This window comes from Cryobacterium sandaracinum, from assembly GCF_004403415.1.
GTDB lineage: Bacteria > Actinomycetota > Actinomycetes > Actinomycetales > Microbacteriaceae > Cryobacterium > Cryobacterium sandaracinum.
The window spans coordinates 56,869-71,389 of sequence record NZ_SOGO01000038.1 but is presented as its reverse complement, the minus strand read 5'-3'; the positions used below and the strand labels follow the sequence as shown (position 1 = coordinate 71,389).

Genomic DNA, 14,521 nt, shown 5'->3' with positions numbered 1-14,521 from the left:
CGCCCATCTGTGCACCCGGTGAGACGTGCGCCTAGTAGTCGGTGGGAACCGCGGTGCTGCCCGTGGCGAGATCCTCGAGTGTCAGCTCGGGGTGGTCCCTGACTGTGTTGCGCAGCCGCCACGGAGTGCTGAACAGGGCTAGGAGGGTGCCGTCGGACCGCAGCAGCACCTCGACCTGGCGGTCGTGCCCGAGGATCTCGGCGCTTTCACGATCGGTGCGCCGGGCGAGTTGGTAAGGAAGTGCTTCCAGACGGATGGCGGCGCCGAAGTCGTGAGTCATGCGGTCCTCGACGACTTCGAACTGCATCGGTCCGACGGCGCCGAGCACCGGCGCCTGGTCACCGCGCAGTTCTGAACGCATGACCTGGATGACGCCCTCGTGGTCGAGTTGGTCGATGCCGCGCCGAAACTGTTTGTGTTTGCTGCTGTCTGCCGGGTGTGCCACCCGGAAATGCTCGGGTGCGAACAGGGGCATGGGTGGGAATTCAACCGGGTCCTGGTCGTAGAGGGAGTCTCCGACGCGCAAGGATGCCGCATTGATCAGGCCGACCACGTCGCCGGGCCAGGCTTCGTCGGCCGTTTTGCGTTCCTGGCCGAACATCTGCTGGGCGTACTTGGTAGCGAACGGCCGTCCGCTGGCGGCGTGGGTGACGACCATTCCCCGGTGGAAGACTCCGGAGCAGACGCGGACGAATGCGACGTGGTCGCGATGTGCGGCGTTCATCCCGGATTGGACCTTGAACACGAATCCGGAGAACGCGGCGTTGACGGGGCGGCGGCGGCCGGCGATATCGGCTCGCGCTTCGGCCGGTGGGGCGGATTCGACCAGCGTTTCCAGAAGCTGCTGCACGCCGAAGTTCAGCACGGCCGCGCAGAACAGCACGGGTGTGGTCTCCCCGGCAAGGAATCGGGCCTCGTCATGGTCCTGGCCCTCGACTCGGAGCAGACTGGATTCCTCGGACGCTGTCACCCAGGCGTCCCCTTCTGCGGTTTCCGCGTCAGCCGGGCTGAAGCGGTCTTCGACCGCGGCCGTGGCGCCACCGGGCGTGCGGGTGTACCGCACATAGTCGCCGGACCGGCGATCGAGTACCCCGCGAAAATCTCCCGAGATGCCCACCGGCCAGGTGAGCGGCGTGGGTATGAGGCCGGTACGGGCCCGGATCTCGTCCATCAGGGCGAGGGCGTCCTCGCCGGGGCGGTCCCACTTGTTGATGACGGTGATGACGGGCAAGCCGCGCTGCCGGCACACGTCGAAGAGTTTCATCGTCTGCACCTCGAGGCCTTTGCTGGCGTCGACGAGCATGACGGCGGCATCGACGGCGGAGAGCACCCGGAACGTGTCTTCGGAGAAGTCCGCGTGGCCAGGGGTGTCCACCAGGTTGATCACCGTGTCGCGATAGTCGAACTGGATCGCGGCCGAGGTGACGGAAATGCCGCGGGCCTGCTCCATGGCCATCCAGTCGGACACTGTTCCTCGTCGGCCGGCCTTGCCATGCACCGCGCCTGCCTTGTCGATCGCGTGGGCGTGCAAGAGCAGCGCCTCCGTGAGGGTGGACTTGCCGGCGTCGGGGTGGGAGATCACCGCGAACGTGCGACGGCGGAGGGCCTCGGACAGAACGTCGAGGTTGGACACCTCTGGGGGATGGATCATTGATTCTTTCCTCGGGAAGGGACGGTGACACGGCATCTGGTGCCAGGGGAGTCAGAGGGCGCGGAGCATCTCCACGAAATCGCTTGCCAAGCCGATCCGTTCACGCAGGGCGTGTTCGCGACATTCGGCGTCGGCCAGTATTGCGGCCAGCTCCCGGCGATCGGCCGGTGTTGGTGCAGAGGAGGCGGATTCGACCCGGTCCAGTATCGCCAGGTCGTCCCGGATTTCGGTTGTGCTCAGCGACAGTGCGCGCATGGCACGGATGACCCGGGCCCGGTCCAGGTCTGCGGGAGCGTAGAAACGGTATCCGCACTCGCTACGCCCGGAGGCCTGAAGCACTTTGATCTCGTCATAGTGCCGGACGGTGCGTTGAGAGAGTCCGGTCCGGTCGGCGAATTCACCGATAAGCATGACAGCCACCTCTTTTCGTGCAGAAAGAACCGCACATATCTACTCTAACGTAAGAGTAGTGTTTGTGGTTGAGACAAAGATCTGAGGACTATGAATAGTGGAACCAAGCAACATCCGTGGTCACGTTATGTGGCTCTGGGCGATTCCTTCACCGAGGGCATCGGCGATCCGGAACCGGCCAGCCTGGGCGGGTATCGGGGCTGGGCCGACCGCATCGCGGAAGTACTCAGCGCCGGCACGGACGACTTCGCCTACGCCAATCTCGCCGTTCGCGGAAAGGTGCTCCGGCAGATTGTCGACGAGCAGATCGAGCCGGTGCTCTCGTTGCGCCCGAACCTGATCACGATTTCGGCTGGCGGGAATGACGTCATCCGGCCGCGCAGTGACCCGGACGAGGTCGCGGTCCGGTGCGAGGCCGCCATCGAACGGCTCAAGCGGGACAACGCGACGATCGTCCTGTTCACCGGTCCTGACCTCGGCTTCTCCCCGGTATTTCGCGGCGTTCGCGGCAGGATCGCCATCTACAACGAGAATTTGCGGGCCATCGCGGTCAGACAGGAGTGCGTTGTCGCTGACCTGTGGGCCCTGACCGAGATTCAGGATCCCCGCATGTGGGCGCCCGACCGGCTGCACTTGAATGCCCTCGGACATCACGCGGTGGCCCGCAGCGTGCTCTCGGCTCTCAATGTCGCGAATGTACTCCAGGCCTATGACCCCGAACCGATGCCGGACGGTACCTGGCGAGGCGCCCGCACCGATGATCTCGTGTGGGCTCGCACCTATCTGGCGCCCTGGCTGCTTCGACGGGCCAGGCGGCAGTCCTCGGGTGACAATCTGCTCCCCAAACGGCCCACTGCCCTGTCCCTGAACGGGCCTCGGGCCTGAGCTGCAGTCGTCGCGGCGGTGGCCTCTAGAGCTCGAGCGCCCCGATGACCTCGCTGTAGCGGGTCTGGCCGACGTCGGTGAATCCGACGCGGTGGAAGAAGGCCTCCGGCCCGGCGGCCCCGGGTTCCCAGATCACGGTGACGCGATGGAGTCCTCGGTGGCGGGCTTCGTCGGCGAGGGCGGCGACGGCGAACGTCCCGACGCCCTGACCCTGGGCGTCCGCGTGCACGCTGATGCGCCAGAGGCACGCCCGGAATTCTTCCTCTTCGGCGTCGGGGTCGAAGTTGCCATGGATGAATCCGACGACTTGGTCTTCGTGCAACACCACTCGTTGCCAGGAAACGGTCGGATTTGTCGCTGCTGCTGCCACCGAATATGAAACGGGGGTGATGAATTGCTCCTGCCCCGGCTTCAGACTCAGGTTGTTGGCCGCAACTACGTTGCTGGCGGACAGTACTTCCAATCGCAGCTCAGTCATACGAATCGATTAGCCTTTCTGGTCTTCGTTCTCTGGTCTTCGTTCTCTGGTCTTCGTTCGCTGGTGGAACAACGGCGGTCGCATCGATGCGGGCGATGCGGCCGCCGCTGGTCGGGTGGGCGGCGTCAGCCGAGTGCCGCCATCAGATGGGTCAGGTTCGTTTCCGGTGTCGGCAGGGTCAATGTGATGACGGGGAGTCCCTGGTCCAGGAGATCCTGGGTGTCACCGGCGGCCTGGGCGGCCAGAAGCTGCTCGAACGTGAACGGGCGACCCGGGATGAAGAGATCCGTGGATCCGGTTGTTGTGATCTGCAGGAACACACCCTTCGCCGAGCCTCCTTCTTGGTAGAGGCCGGTGGAGTGCAGGAATCGAGGACCCCAGCCCAAGGTCACCGGTCGGCGTGCCTTGGTGGCCAGGCTGTCACGCAGATCTTCCAGTTGGGGGAAGGCCAGGCGGTCGGCATAGACCTGCACGGCCACATAGCCGTCGTCGCCGAGGAATGACAGCAGGGAGTCCACGGCCTCCTTCAGCGTGTGGGAGTCGTTGACGATGTCGGCGGAGCCGCGCACCTCGATTCGCTCCGAGGTCAGTGCGGGGGGCACGGGTTGAGATCCCACTTGGACAAGTGCGCGCGTCGCCATATCCGACGCGTCGATGTCGGGCTGTGCGAACGGGTTGATGCCCAGAATCCGTCCGGCCACCACGCTCGCGTACTCCCACAGGAGAACCAGGCCGCCCAGGGAACCGCTGACGATGATGTCTCCCGGCCGGGAGTCCTCGTAGCAGTCGGCGTCATCGACCAGGCGCACGATCTGCAGATCGGGCAGGTGCATGGCCTCCCGGGCGTCGAGTTCCGGTGCGTTCGGGGCGAGCGTGAACGGGAAGAGGCCTCCCGCTCGCTTGCCGATGGACTCGGTGATCAGCTGTTCGGCCCAGAGGTCAAAGCCGACGGCTCTGGTCCCGGTGACGATGAAGCCGAGTTTGTCCCTCAACGGGTTGGTGGCCGCGATTGCGGCACCGAGAATGAACCCGGGATTCTCGATCGCGTCCACGGCCAGATCTGGGGTGATCGCCTCCGCCTCGTCGAGGAGCTGCTGGATATCGGCACCGGCCAGGCCGGCCGGAACCAGCCCGATGGCCGTCAGTGCCGAGTATCGGCCGCTGACACGGGGGTCAGTGAGGAAAACGCGGTAACCCGCGCGGCGCGCGCTGCCTTCGAGCGGGGTGCCCGGGTCGGTGACGACGATGATGCGTCCTCGAGGATCGATGCCGGCATCGACAAAGGCCTTCTCGTAGGCGCGGAGTTGGCTGTCTGTTTCGATGGTTTCGCCGGACTTCGAGCAGATGACGAGGGCCGTGCTGCTCAGGCGGTCGTGGAGGGCGGCGTGCACTCGGTCGGGATCGGTGGTGTCCGGAACGGTGAGCTCGACCCCGGCGGTGCGGGCGATCATCTCCGATGCCAGGGCGGATCCGCCCATCCCGCCCAGCACGATGTGGCTGATCCCCGCGGCGGCGAGTTCATCGCGCAGGGCGAGGATCTCAGGAATGAGGGGCCGGGCGGCGGCGACTGCCGGTGTCCAGCCGAGACTGATTCGGGCGGTCGCCCCCGTGGCGGCTCCCCACAGGGTTGCATCCTGGGCGCAGAGGCGCGTGGCGACCCTATCCGCGACGAGCAGTGGGACTGCGCGTCGGACAGCCGATTCCGTGTCGCGGCTGCGGCGAATCGTGACGCTCATTTGGCTGCCTCCAGGGCCAGGCGGACGGTTTGGAGGAGGTCGTTCCAGGACGCCCTGAATTTGTTCAGGCCCTCCGCCTCGAGGTAGTCGGTCACTCCGGCATAGGAGATGCCGATGGCAGCGATCCTGTCCAGGATCTTCACGGCGGCCGGGTATGAGCCGGTGATCGTGTCACCCCGAACACTGGCATGGTCGTGGGTGGCCTCGAGTGTTCGTTCGGGCATCGTGTTCACGACATCACTGGCGGCGAGCTCGACGACGTACATCGTGTCGGGCCTGGTCGGGTCTTTGACGCCGGTTGACGCCCAGAGCGGCCGTTGTTCGTTGGCTCCGGCCGCGATCAGTCCCTGTGCGCGCTGGTCAGTGAACGATTCCTGGTAGACCTCGTATGCGAGCCTCGCGTTGGCGATTCCTGCTTGTCCCCGCAGGGCGTGGGCCTCGTCCGTGCCAATGGCGTCCAGTCGGCGGTCGATTTCCGTGTCCAGTCTGGACACGAAGAAGGATGCAACGGAGTGGATGCTGGACAGGTCCAGTCCGGCTCTCTTCGCCCTCTCCAGCCCTGCCAGGTACGCTGCGATCACCTCGCGGTAGCGGTCCAGACTGAAGATGAGGGTCACGTTGACGCTGATCCCGGCACCGATGACCGCCGTGATGGCCTCCAGCCCTGCAGCGGTAGCGGGAATCTTGATCATCACGTTGTGCCGGTCGATTCGGGACCAGAGGGCCTTTGCTTCGGCAATCGTGGCATCGGCCCGATGGGCGTTCACGGGCGCACACTCGATCGAGACCCGTCCGTCGAACCCCTGGGTCTGCACGAAGATGGGCCGGAGAATATCCGACGCCAAGGCAACATCCGTGGTCGTGATTTCAAAGACCGCATCAGCCGCGCTTGTGCCTGTGCCCGCCAAATCCTTGATCTGCTCGGCGTAAGACTCACCGTGGGCGAGGGCCGCCGCGAAGATCGTCGGGTTGGTTGTGACCCCGACCACATTGCGGGTCTTGATGAGTTCTTTCAAACTCCCGGACTGGATTCGCTCCCGCGACAGGTCATCAAGCCAGATGCTGACTCCCGCATCGGAGAGCCTTTGCGTGGGAGTCATTGTGGACGTGTGGGTCATAGCTGTTATCTCCTTGACGCTGGCAATAGTCAAGGCCAGCTGGTTTCGTCGCGGTGATCACGGCAAGGTCGTTGCCTGTTGCAAACGTGGGGGAGGGTTCAGCTTCTATCGCTACCGGATCACAGCACCCCAACTCTACACTTACGTAAGAGTATGTTTCGAAGATCAGGTCGTGGTGACGTAGACGGTGTTGGTCGACGCGCCGCCGGTGAGGGGGTTGTCGAAGGAGATGACGTGGGCGGTGGACGTCACGAATACGCTGCCCAGGCTCGCCAGGAAATCGTCGTCGGGCGGATCGTCGGACCACAGCGCGAAGATGCCCCCGACCTGGAGGTGACGCGCGAGCGCCTGCAGACCCGAGACGGTGTAGAGATCGGCATGACTGGGATCCAGCTGGTGGCGCGGCGAGTGATCGATGTCGACCAGGATCGCGTCGTAGCGTGGGGAATCGGGCGTCGGCTCAGCGCGCATCAGTGCGAAGAAGTCGTCGGCCTGCAGTCTGGTGCGTGCGTCGCCGGTGAGGGCGCTTGACGTGGGAAGCAGCCCTCGCTGGTGCCAGTCGATCACGGTGGGAAGGGCGTCGACGACGGTGAGGGCGTGCACGCGCGGGTCGGCCAGGGCCGCCAGTGCGGTGTAGCCCAGTCCGAGTCCGCCGACGAGCACGGCCAGTTCGTCGCCCTCGGTTGCGGCGAGGCCCAGGTGTGCCAGCTCTTCTTCAGCGACGGTGAAGAGGCTGGACATGAGGAACTCCTCGCCCAGCTTCACCTCGAAGACCTCGACCCCCAGCGTGGGCTCGATCCGACGCCGAAGAGTCAGGTCGCCCATCGGCGTCGGCTGCCAGTCCAGTTCCTCGAATCTCACGATCATCGGCGGCCTCTCTCTTTCGCCATGTTGTTCCCGTGCACGGTTACTCGCCGCCGAGGTTTCCGGCGAGGCGGGTGTGGATGAGGGTGCTGGCGTCGTTCAGGCCGACGAGGATCACCCGTTTGCCGTGGCGTTCGTACTTGTTGGTGATCGCGTCGAGTGCGGCGACGGTCGAGGCGTCCCAGATGTGGGAGCGGGTCATGTCGATCACGATGCGGTCGGGGTCGTCCGCGTACTCGAACTGGGTGGTGAGGTCGTTGCTGGAGGCGAAGAAGAGCTCGCCGGTGACCGTGTAGAACGCGGTGGGCACAGGCTCACCCTCGGGCAGGGTCCGCTCGACGTTGACGAAGTGGGCGACCCGGCGGGCGAAGGCGACCATGGCCACGAGCACCCCCACGATCACGCCGATCGCGAGGTTGTGGGTGAGCACGACGACCACGACGGTGGCGACCATGACCGTCGTCTCGCTCTTCGGCATCCGTTTCAGGGTGGACCAACGGATGCTGTGCCAGTCGAAGGTCAGCACGGCCACGATGATCATCACGGCGACCAGGGCGGCCATTGGGATGATCGCGACCAGGTCGCCGAGGCCGACGACGAGGATCAGCAGGAACACTCCGGCGAGGAATGTGGAGATGCGGGTGCGGGCGCCGGAGGCCTTGACGTTGATCATGGTCTGGCCGATCATGGCGCAGCCGCCCATGCCGCCGAAGATGCCCGACAGCATGTTGGCGACGCCCTGGCCCCAGGCCTCGCGGGTCTTGCGGGAGTGGGTGTCGGTGATCTCGTCGACGAGTTTCGCGGTCATCAGGGACTCGAGCAGGCCCACGAGCGCCATTGCGATGGCGTAGGGGGCGATGATCGTGAAGGTGTCCCAGGTGAGTGGAACGTTGGGGATGAATAGTTCGGGCAGGCTTTTCGGCAGTTCGCCCTGGTCGCCGACGGTGGGCACGTTGATCGCGGTGACGACGACGACCACGGTGAGCAGCACGATCGCCACGAGCGGGGCGGGAACGATCTTGGTGAGGCGGGGCATCACCACCATGATCAGCAGTCCCACGGCGACCAGCGGGTAGACCATGAACGGCACTCCGAGAAGGTGGGGGAGCTGGGCCATGAAGATCAGGATCGCGAGAGCGTTGACGAAGCCGACCATCACGCTGCGGGGGATGAACCGCATCACCTTGGCCACGCCGAGCACCCCGAGAACCACCTGGAAGACCCCGGCCAGGATGACCGTGGCGATGAAGTAGTCCATCCCGTACTCGCGGGCGACGGGGGCGATCACCAGTGCGATCGCGCCGGTCGCCGCGGTGATCATCGCCGGTCGACCGCCGAGGAACGCGATCGACACGGCCATCACGAACGAGGAGAACAGTCCGACCCGGGGATCGACGCCGGCGATGATCGAGAACGAGATCGCCTCGGGAATCAGCGCCATCGCCACGACGAGGCCGGCGAGAACCTCCCGGGTGAGCAGGCGCGGAGAGCGCAGCGCGGTCAGCACCGAAGGGTCGGCCTTATAGCGAGTGGATTTGGGCGAACTCGTGAGAACAGCCATGAGGCCTTCCGGCAGGGAACGAAGCCGGACCTGGGAGGACAGCCGACAGGGAAACGCTACCCTAACGTCAGGTTAGGGGTGCTCAGGGGGGTGGCATTCCTACGCCACTAGCTGGACCTGGAACCGTCAACCTAACACATACGTTAGGGTTGAGTTGCGACGTTCGGACGTCTCTGATGCGCCTCCACGCCGCGCTCAGCCACGCCGGGATCAGTCCTGATCCGATCAGTTGACGCGATACGCATCCGGAGTGCACCTCCGCAGGAGAAACACATGACAGACACCCTTACCACCGACGAGGCAGCCGAACATCGTTACCTCGCGAAGACGCTCGAGCTTTTGGAGTCGGCGCACGCGAACATGGTCGATTCGATCGACCGCACGGCCATCTCGATCGGTCAACAGAAGCGCCAGATGTGGGAGCATCAGCGCGATATGGATCACGCGGAGAAGGCGAATGCCCGCATGGAGGTCTCAACGACGATCACGGTCGGCAATTACGCGGTCAAATTACGTGACTCTCTCGAGCGGCTGAGAAACTCGCCCTACTTCGGGCGGGTCGACTTTCTACGCACGGACACGGATGTCTCACGGCCGTATTACATCGGCGTGCACGGTTTCTGGGACCCCGAGACGCAAGACCTCCGGGTGCACGATTGGCGTGCACCGGTTTCGAGTCTCTACTACGACTACGAGACCGGTTCGGCGTCGTTCCTCGCGCCTGAGGGGGTCGCCGAGGGCGAGATCACGGGCAAGCGCCAGTACAAGATCGAGGGCGGACAGCTGCAATATCAGCTCGAGAGCTCGATCAATATCGGTGACGAGGTGCTGCAGCGCGAGCTCAGCGAGTCAGCCGATGACAAGATGCGCAACATCGTCGCGACGATCCAGCGTGAGCAGAACGCGGTGATCCGCAACGAGACGGCCACTGTGCTCATCCTGCAGGGCGTTGCGGGCTCCGGCAAGACCTCCATCGCACTGCACCGGTTGGCGTTTCTGCTCTACCGGTTCAAGGACACCCTGTCGTCCAGCAACGTCATGATCCTGTCTCCGAACAAGGTCTTCGCCGACTACATCGCCGACGTCCTCCCCGAGCTGGGCGAGGAGCAGGTCGCGGAGATCGACCTGGACCGCATCGCCGCGCGCTTCCTCACCAAGGTCGTGCAGCACCAGACTTTCAGCGAGCAGGTCAGCGGCCTCCTCGACGACGTCGACCAGGCTGCCGCCGATCGGATGCGAGCCAAAGCGACCCCGGAGTTCGTCGAGGCCCTGAACGAGTGGATCGCCGCCCGGGCAGAGGACTTCATGCCCGATGGGATTCTGCAGCATTCAGAGCGGGTGACCGCCGACTGGGTCGCAGAGACCTACGCGAGCGGACACACCTCTCCCGTTTTCACCCGACTGGATCGGGTTGCCGACAGTGCTATCCACCTGATGAAGCAGCGCGTGCTCGACCGAGACGGCAAATGGAGTGCCACCGACTCGACCGGTGTTCGCAAGCAGGTTCGCGCAATGTTCCCCTTCAGAGACGCTCTCGCGCTGTACCGGGCGTTCTTCGATCAGCCATCGCGTCTCGGACAATTCAAGATGCTCGATCGGAAGCGCATCGAGCACTCGGACGTTGCACCGTTGATCTTCACGATCATTGCGACGGCACGCCATGACAGCTACGAAGACATCCGTCACCTGCTCGTCGATGAGATGCAGGACTACACCCCCATCCAATACGCGGTCCTGCGGAAGCTGTTCGCCTGCAACATGACGATCCTCGGCGATTCCAACCAGTCCGTGAACCCGTTCAGCTCTTCGAACCTCGAGACGATTTTCAGCATCTTTCCCGAAGCCGACTGCCTCGAGCTCTGCAAGAGCTACCGCTCGACCACCGAGATCACCGAATTCGCTCAGAACATCTCCCGCAACGACAAGCTCATTCCCATTGAACGCCATGGCCAGCCGCCGCAGCTCGTCGGCTGTGACACTCCACAGGACGAGACCGCGCTCATTCTCGACATCATCGCGGCGCACGAGCGAAGCGAATACCGATCGCTCGGGATCGTCTGCAAAACTCTCGACCAGGCCGAGCAGCTCTATCGAGCCGTCGCTGCGGAGGGGATCGAACTCACCCTCCTCGATTACGACAGCAAGACCTTCACCGGTGGGATCATCATCACCTCGGCCCACATCGCCAAGGGACTCGAGTTCGACGTGGTCATCGTCCCGCACGTCAATGACGCCGTCTATGCCACCGATATCGACCGCAGCATGCTCTACATCGCGTGCACGCGCGCCATGCATCAGCTCCACCTCACTCACACCGGCACTGCATCGACGTTCCTACAATTCGAGCGTGAGCGAAGCGGATCGTACTGAACCGGTAGAGCCCTGCCCTGTCAGGACGTTCAAGTGATCGAAACTAAGCGGCAGTCGGTTTACTCTTCTCTCTGGGGCATGAAGGGCCTCATCGGCCGCCGGTAAGCGATCTCGTCCTCAAGACTCTGAGGGCACCACGGGAAGCTCGAGTCCGCAGTTCCAAAACAAAATTGCGGGCTGCTCGCGGTAAAAGCTCGACACCGACACCGACACCGACACCGATCCAGCATCCAAGGTTATCTGAGACGCGAATCGCGGGGCCATTCGCACGTACACGGCCGTGAGGATGCGCAGGAAGTGGCCATGCGCGACCAGGGCGACATCCCCGTCGGCCAACTTCCGGCACCGCGGCCAAGATCCTCTCCTCGAGCAGTGGCGGAACATCCGTGAGTCCTGTGTGTTTGCCATCCCTCGACCACTCCGTCTCGCCGTGACGAAGGAGAAGCAGCCTCCCCGACGGGTTATCCGGAGTGGGGTATTCGGTTAGTGGATCGCCAGTGAGCACACGGCATCAGTAATACCGAATCCACTCCGGGAGGGTCAAGTTCTGTTTGGTGGTGTTTCGTTGTTGGTCAGGGGGCGACCTCGAGCGCCCTCGACCTTGTTGCAGTACAATGCAACACAGGAGGACTAAGATGTCGACAACGATTGCAGACACGCGCCGGGCAGTCGGGTGGACGGTTCGTGATCTCGCTGAGAATCTGGGTGTTGCTCCCAGTACAGTCACGCGGATGGAACAGTCCGAGCGGGACGACCGGATTCAGCTCGGAACGCTCAAGCGTGCCCTGGCTGTGATGGGGCGCCGTCCTCGCATGGAGGTCGTTAACACTCGTCGTGAGGAGAGGGTGACGATGGAACTGCATCGCGTTCTCGCGAACAAGCTCAGGACCGATCCGCAGGCTGTGCTTGATGTGGTGCCGGACAACCTCGCTCGCCTTCGGGCTCGGCTTCGTTCCCCGATCGGGCAGAAGTGGGTGGATCGTTGGACCGAGCTTGTGGATGGTCCCGTGGACCTACTCATCCTGGGCATGCTCGCGGACACTCCGGAAGGGCGAGAACTCCGACAGAACTCGCCGTTCGCTGGCGCTCTCACTCAGGGCGAGCGGGTCGCAGCAATCGAGCGGGCTAACCAGGAATGAAACGCAGGGAACTCGAGGAGGCGATCCGGCAAGTGACCAGGGTCACTGAGCAACGCGAGGTACTCGTCATCGGCAGCCAGGCCATCCTCGGAGTGGTCGCAGTTTCACATGGACCACGGCTTCTACGTGCAGGGTGTCAACGTCACGACCGCGGTGCTCCCGAATGGCTGGGAGACCCGCACGGTTCAGCTGGCACCAGACGGTCCCAACGGCGCACTGGCCCGATGCCTCGATCCACACGACCTGTGTGCCGCGAAGCTGGTTCGCGGTGACGAAAAGGACCTGGAGTTTGTGGATGCGCTAGTCGAAGCCGGGCTCATCGATCCCGTCTCCCTCGTGCGGATCTGCAAGAAGCTCCCGGTCACCGATACCCGACGCAACATTACGATCCAGCGCGCGCAGGACTTCTTGTCTGGATAGTTCGTCATGGACTATAGATCCCTGAAGAATGGAGCGCCGGTGCCGAGGCCTCGTGTGCCGGCATCCCTGGACTCCGTCGCCGCCCTTATCTCAAAGATTTAGGGACGATTGATGGAAAAACCGCCCGAAGGAACCATCAACGCGGCGTTGGTCGCGATCAACCGATCGGGTAGCCCATGACGGTCACGAAGAACCACTCTGCGGTCTCCGGTTGCGGATCATCGGCAGACTTGATGCGCGCACGTTTATGCACCGTTTATTGCCTCGAGACCGGCCTAGGTGGGTCGAAGTGGGTCGATACAATTGGCTCAGAAATTGCAAGGAACTACCGGTCAGGTCGAGATCACTCGAGGTCACGACGCTCGGGTCGAGACGTTCAGCGGGGTCGTCGGAAACCGTCGGTCCTGGGTTCAAGTCCCAGCCGCCCTACTTTAAAATAACCGCTGATCGGGATTTATTTTTATTACAATGGGTCTTTCGCCTAGTCGGATTGCACCCACCTCCGCTCTAGACTCCGGTCTAGGTTTGAGCTCCGGGCAGAACTCCGTTACGCGTCCCTTCGCTTTGGGTACGCAGTGGACGTCCCGTGTCTCCGAGGCTGTCATTTTCCGTTCACGATTGCACAATGTGAGTTCACGCCTGCACAGCTCGTCCGTCTGCTGCGGAGCTGCCCGGCGGGCAACTCGTCGCGGGATACATGCGCGGCAGCACCCTTCCTGTGCGCGGCATTTGCCGCCGGTTTCACTGAGGGAGACCGCCAGGCGCAGTGGTGCTACCCAAAAAACGGCGGCTGGGGAGCTGTCGGCGGCTCGACCTAGGGTGCGCGGCATGGCAATGGCCTATGCATTCATCGATGAGCAGGGCAGACGGCACGGAGAGAGCAACCCGAAACCGCCTCACCGCACATTCGTTTACGTGCCGACTACTGGACGGTTCGCCGGCCAGGGCCTGGTTATGCACGCCTCCTCGTGGGACGGAAACGTGAGCGGTGCGTGGTTAGAAGTCGTGCATCGCGGTGGCTGCTTTGCAACCATGGAAGTTGAGGCCCTTCTAGATATGGGCCCGACTCCTGGCGAAGTCGATTACCGCGCCCGTTAGGGGATCGTCGCACCGACATTCCCCGGCGGGAACGTGTCCGGTCGGCTTTGGGCGCTCGTCCACGCAGATATTGGCCTTACCCGGTCCTTGTGCCGAGGACGGGAGAGGTGATTTGCTCTGATCACGTCTGTATCGACGTCAAGTGGTGTCGTCGAAGACATGGCAGGGGGTATTTGTAATGATCTTTGATAGGAAACGAAAAGCATGGGGTGCGGTGGCCGTCGGTTCGGCCGGCGCGCTTCTGGTACTCGGAAGCGCCTTGCCAGCGTCGGCGAGCTCCTCAACTACGGCTGCTGACCCGATCCAGACCTATGAGCCAGACACTTCACTGGTCAGCGCATCTGAGCAGGCCGAGGCAGAGAGTGTCGTTGCGGTGTTCGTCGCGGAGAATCCCGTTCCGGAGCACACGCCCGGATCGTCGGACTCAGACTTCGCGGCGTATAACGACGAGCTCGAAACCTACTGGAACACAGTGCCCTGGGAGTCGGTCATGGAGCAGTGGGGTTGTACTCTGACCGAAACCCCCACCGTAAGCGTGCAGACGACAGGGTTCGGCACAGAAACCGTTGTTCTTGAAGAGGGACACATCTGTGGCGACAATGCGATTGCAGCACCCGCTGCGGGCATTGTCGAGTCGCGTTCAGTCATCCTGGACGATGAAGGCATTGCCTTCGCCGATTCGACTCTGCCGTCTGACGGCGGAGTATCAACTCAGGGAACCGGTTACGGCACGAACGTCACACTCTTGTCAACGCCGACCGAAAACAGGACCATTAACGCCGATTGAAAA

13 protein-coding genes and 1 pseudogene are annotated in these 14,521 nt (G+C 63.3%); 5 read left to right on the top strand and 9 right to left on the bottom strand.

Annotation, left to right across the window (positions count from 1 at the left end; all coding sequences use genetic code 11):
- Positions 1-31: 31 nt before the first annotated feature.
- Both E3T25_RS14095 and E3T25_RS14090 read right to left on the bottom strand, forming a co-directional pair.
- Entirely contained in the window at positions 32-1,651 is a 1,620-nt protein-coding gene (locus E3T25_RS14095) for a peptide chain release factor 3 (RefSeq protein WP_134374992.1), read from the bottom strand.
- A gap of 51 nt (positions 1,652-1,702) precedes the next feature.
- Positions 1,703-2,062: a helix-turn-helix domain-containing protein gene (locus E3T25_RS14090; protein WP_134374990.1), complete on the bottom strand. Its 360-nt coding sequence runs from the start codon at positions 2,060-2,062 to the stop codon at positions 1,703-1,705.
- A 90-nt stretch (positions 2,063-2,152) separates the two neighbouring features.
- Here E3T25_RS14090 and E3T25_RS14085 point away from each other — a divergent pair, with 90 nt between their 5' ends.
- Positions 2,153-2,947: an SGNH/GDSL hydrolase family protein gene (locus tag E3T25_RS14085; protein ID WP_134374988.1), complete on the top strand. Its 795-nt coding sequence runs from the start codon at positions 2,153-2,155 to the stop codon at positions 2,945-2,947.
- A gap of 25 nt (positions 2,948-2,972) precedes the next feature.
- Here E3T25_RS14085 and E3T25_RS14080 read toward each other — a convergent pair whose 3' ends face one another.
- From E3T25_RS14080 to E3T25_RS14060, 5 genes are all read right to left on the bottom strand, one after another.
- A complete protein-coding gene (locus tag E3T25_RS14080) occupies positions 2,973-3,425 on the bottom strand; it encodes a GNAT family N-acetyltransferase (protein ID WP_134374986.1) in 453 nt (150 codons plus the stop codon).
- A gap of 125 nt (positions 3,426-3,550) precedes the next feature.
- Positions 3,551-5,161, bottom strand: coding sequence for a glucose-6-phosphate isomerase (locus E3T25_RS14075; protein ID WP_134374984.1), 1,611 nt, complete (start codon positions 5,159-5,161; stop codon positions 3,551-3,553).
- Positions 5,158-6,279, bottom strand: a complete 1,122-nt coding sequence (gene tal, locus E3T25_RS14070) for a transaldolase (RefSeq protein ID WP_134374983.1) — start codon at positions 6,277-6,279, stop codon at positions 5,158-5,160. The genes E3T25_RS14075 and tal overlap by 4 nt, the downstream gene beginning before the upstream one ends.
- Positions 6,280-6,444: 165 nt before the next feature.
- Positions 6,445-7,146 (bottom strand): spermine/spermidine synthase domain-containing protein, encoded by a 702-nt coding sequence (locus E3T25_RS14065; protein WP_134374981.1) that lies wholly within the window; start codon positions 7,144-7,146, stop codon positions 6,445-6,447.
- A gap of 40 nt (positions 7,147-7,186) precedes the next feature.
- Complete coding sequence (locus tag E3T25_RS14060; protein WP_134374979.1) at positions 7,187-8,704, bottom strand: SulP family inorganic anion transporter; 1,518 nt, start codon at positions 8,702-8,704, stop codon at positions 7,187-7,189.
- Between the two features lie 273 nt (positions 8,705-8,977).
- On the opposite strand from E3T25_RS14060, the gene E3T25_RS14055 reads away from it, so the two are divergent.
- Complete coding sequence (locus E3T25_RS14055) at positions 8,978-11,074, top strand: HelD family protein (protein ID WP_134374977.1); 2,097 nt, start codon at positions 8,978-8,980, stop codon at positions 11,072-11,074.
- A gap of 117 nt (positions 11,075-11,191) precedes the next feature.
- Here the strand turns inward: E3T25_RS14055 and E3T25_RS17560 are convergent, their stop codons facing one another.
- On the bottom strand, positions 11,192-11,458 hold the full coding sequence (locus tag E3T25_RS17560) for a histidine phosphatase family protein (protein WP_241980906.1): 267 nt from the start codon (positions 11,456-11,458) through the stop codon (positions 11,192-11,194).
- 19 nt (positions 11,459-11,477) lie between these two features.
- Positions 11,478-11,579: pseudogene (locus E3T25_RS17995) on the bottom strand (histidine phosphatase family protein); the annotation flags it as partial.
- 109 nt (positions 11,580-11,688) lie between these two features.
- On the opposite strand from E3T25_RS17995, the gene E3T25_RS14045 reads away from it, so the two are divergent.
- The 3 genes from E3T25_RS14045 to E3T25_RS14035 all read left to right on the top strand — a co-directional run bounded on the left by E3T25_RS14045 (position 11,689) and on the right by E3T25_RS14035 (position 14,518).
- Positions 11,689-12,213 carry a helix-turn-helix domain-containing protein gene (locus tag E3T25_RS14045; protein ID WP_134374973.1) on the top strand — a complete coding sequence of 175 codons (525 nt, stop codon included), beginning with the start codon at positions 11,689-11,691 and terminating at the stop codon, positions 12,211-12,213.
- A gap of 108 nt (positions 12,214-12,321) precedes the next feature.
- On the top strand, positions 12,322-12,633 hold the full coding sequence (locus E3T25_RS14040; protein ID WP_134374971.1) for a hypothetical protein: 312 nt from the start codon (positions 12,322-12,324) through the stop codon (positions 12,631-12,633).
- A 1,276-nt stretch (positions 12,634-13,909) separates the two neighbouring features.
- Positions 13,910-14,518, top strand: a complete 609-nt coding sequence (locus tag E3T25_RS14035; RefSeq protein ID WP_166785026.1) for a hypothetical protein — start codon at positions 13,910-13,912, stop codon at positions 14,516-14,518.
- Positions 14,519-14,521: the final 3 nt, after the last annotated feature.